This is a genomic window from Bacillus sp. GMs2/2 (assembly GCF_050172095.1).
GTDB lineage: Bacteria > Bacillota > Bacilli > Bacillales > Bacillaceae_G > Bacillus_A > Bacillus_A cereus.
On record NZ_JBNLYE010000468.1, the window covers coordinates 1 to 2,626 of the forward strand.

Below are 2,626 nucleotides of genomic sequence, written 5' to 3' on the forward strand. Positions count from 1 at the left end.
CATGTGTATAAGAAAAACGCATTCTAAAAAGAATACGTTATAAAAGGGAAATAATGATTAATCTAGTTCCAAGAATAATCAACGTAATACGTAATAAATTAATTACGGCGTTACCACTTAGTTTTGTATTAATGTAAGCCCCGATTTTTCCGCCAATCCATGCACCTGGAATCAGGATTAATGCATAAATCCAGCTGACATTTCCAAGTGAGATGTGAGTTGCAGAACTTACAATTGCTGATAGAAATACGATGAACATTGAAGTTGCTACTGCAATATGTGCTGGGAATGCAAAAAGAAGCATCATTGCTGGAACAAGTAAGGCACCGCCACCAATTCCAAATAATCCAGATATAAACCCAACTATAAAGGCGATAAAGATAGCAAGAAACGGTGGGAATTGGTAGTGTACAGTATTTCCATCATTATCTGTAAAAGAACGCTTAATTACAGACGTATTTGAGAGGGAAAGAGGTTTTAATTTGTCTCGAAGCATAAGTAGAATTGAGACGAATATAAGGAAAATCCCAAAGTATAAAGAAAATGTGTCTTGGTTTAAAAATTTATTTGCCCATGATCCGATAATACCACCAGGGCCGCTTCCGATAAATAAAATAAGTCCACTTTTATAATCTACTCGCTTATGCTTCATGTAAGTAAGGGTGGAAGATAGTCCTGTGAAAACGACTGTTACCATGGAAGTCCCTACTGCAAGTTGTGGTGATAAACTGTGTAATCCAATTAATAACGGAACAATAATAATTCCGCCTCCAAGCCCAACTAGGCTGCCGACTGTTCCGGCGATTAGTCCGATGAAAAGTAACATGATGTATTCCAAAATTGCCAACTCCTCTAAATAACTTATCCACCAATTATTATACACGCTTTTTAATGAGAAATAGGCTTGTTCACAAAAAAGTCGTCTTCCTAGAAAAATAAGGAAGACGACTTTTGATTAGAAAACAAAATGTAATAGGTAGTAAAACAGAGCAGCTAAAGAAGCTGAAATAGGAAGTGTAATAACCCATGTAATTAACATACGTTTTGCAGTTCCCCATTTTACCCCTTTCACACGGTGAGAAGCACCAACCCCTAAAATAGAAGAAGAGATAACGTGCGTCGTACTAACCGGTAAGTGAATGAATGTTGCACCGAAAATAACAAGTGATGATGATAAATCGGCAGCTACACCATTTACAGGACGAATTTTCATAATTTGTCCACCGACAGTTTTAATAATTTTCCATCCGCCGACAGAAGTACCAAGCCCCATTGCGATAGCACAAGATAATTGTACCCAGAACGGGATATCGCTAGAAGTATGATAGTTATTAGCCATAAGTGCCATCGTAATGATTCCCATTGCTTTTTGTGCATCATTCGTACCGTGTGTGTAGGCTTGTAATGCTGCAGTGAAAATCTGGAATATACGGAAGTTCTTATTCGTTTTTGTTAAGTTAAAGTTTTTAAATACTACTTTAAAAATACTGTATACGGTATAACCAATAACGAAAGCGATAATCGGTGAAATGATTAAAGCTTCAATAATTTTAATAAATCCTTTAAGATTTAGCGAGCTAATCCCAGCGGCCGCAATTGCTGCACCTGCGATTGAGCCGATAATTGCATGCGAAGAACTACTTGGAATACCGTAGTACCAAGTAATTAAGTTCCAAGCTATCGCCGCAAGCAAAGCAGCTAAAATTACAAGAGAACCATTTTGTAAGGCGAATGGATCAACGATATCTTTTGTAATCGTTTTTGCTACACCTGTAAATGTCATTGCGCCCAAAAAGTTCATAATAGCCGCCATAATAATGGCATGTCTAGGCTTTAGAGCTTTCGTTGAAACAGCCGTTGCAATAGCGTTTGCTGTATCGTGAAATCCATTGATAAAGTCAAAAGCTAAAGCGCAAATGACTACTAAAACGGTCAGTATCAAGAGTGTATCCATGATCAAACTCCTTACGCGTTCTTCATAATAATTGTTTCTAATACGTTTGCAACGCTTTGACAGCTATCAGCTACTTCTTCAAGCTCTTCGTAAATCTCTTTAAATTGAATAATCTTAATCGGATCTTTTTCACGAGAGAATAAGTTCTTAATCGCATGACGGCGAATATCATCACACTGTGATTCATAATCCTTAATCTTAATCGCATTTGTACGAATGTCGACTAATTTTTTGTTAGACATTAATTCAACAGAGTTTGCAATTTCAATCGCACATTGATTAATTGCTTCTACGAATTTAATCATGTATTCATCAGCTTCTGTAATAGAATACATTTCGAACAGACCAGCACTGTGATCTAATCCGTCTAATACATCATCCATACTCATTGCAAGTTGTAGGATGTCCTCACGCTCAATCGGAGTGATAAACGCTTTGTTTAACTCCATAATGATTTCGTGAATAAATGAGTCACCTTTTGACTCATACTCTTTCATGCGCATAGAAAACTCTTTTAAATCGCTAGCATTTTTAATTTTATACTCCACGAAAAACTGCGCGCCTTCTTTTAAATTTTCGGAAACATTCATTAACATTTCAGAAAATTTATCTTTTTTTGATTTAAAGACCATTATTGTTACCCCCACAAAAGTAATATATGTAAAATATATT

At 36.2% G+C, this 2,626-nt stretch carries 3 protein-coding genes; all 3 read right to left on the reverse strand.

What is annotated here, in order from left to right:
* Positions 1-37: 37 nt before the first annotated feature.
* A complete protein-coding gene (locus tag ACQGS6_RS26110) occupies positions 38-838 on the reverse strand; it encodes a sulfite exporter TauE/SafE family protein (protein ID WP_000455762.1) in 801 nt (266 codons plus the stop codon).
* Positions 839-955: 117 nt separating this feature from the next.
* Positions 956-1,954 carry an inorganic phosphate transporter gene (locus tag ACQGS6_RS26115; RefSeq protein WP_000380273.1) on the reverse strand — a complete coding sequence of 333 codons (999 nt, stop codon included), beginning with the start codon at positions 1,952-1,954 and terminating at the stop codon, positions 956-958.
* A gap of 11 nt (positions 1,955-1,965) precedes the next feature.
* Positions 1,966-2,586 carry a DUF47 domain-containing protein gene (locus tag ACQGS6_RS26120; protein WP_000231449.1) on the reverse strand — a complete coding sequence of 207 codons (621 nt, stop codon included), beginning with the start codon at positions 2,584-2,586 and terminating at the stop codon, positions 1,966-1,968.
* Positions 2,587-2,626: the final 40 nt, after the last annotated feature.

Coding starts and splice junctions, on each gene's coding strand:
- ACQGS6_RS26115 (WP_000380273.1), bottom strand. CDS start 1,954: ATGGATACACTCTTGATACTGACCGTTTTAGTAGTCATTTGCGCTTTA.
- ACQGS6_RS26120 (WP_000231449.1), bottom strand. CDS start 2,586: ATGGTCTTTAAATCAAAAAAAGATAAATTTTCTGAAATGTTAATGAAT.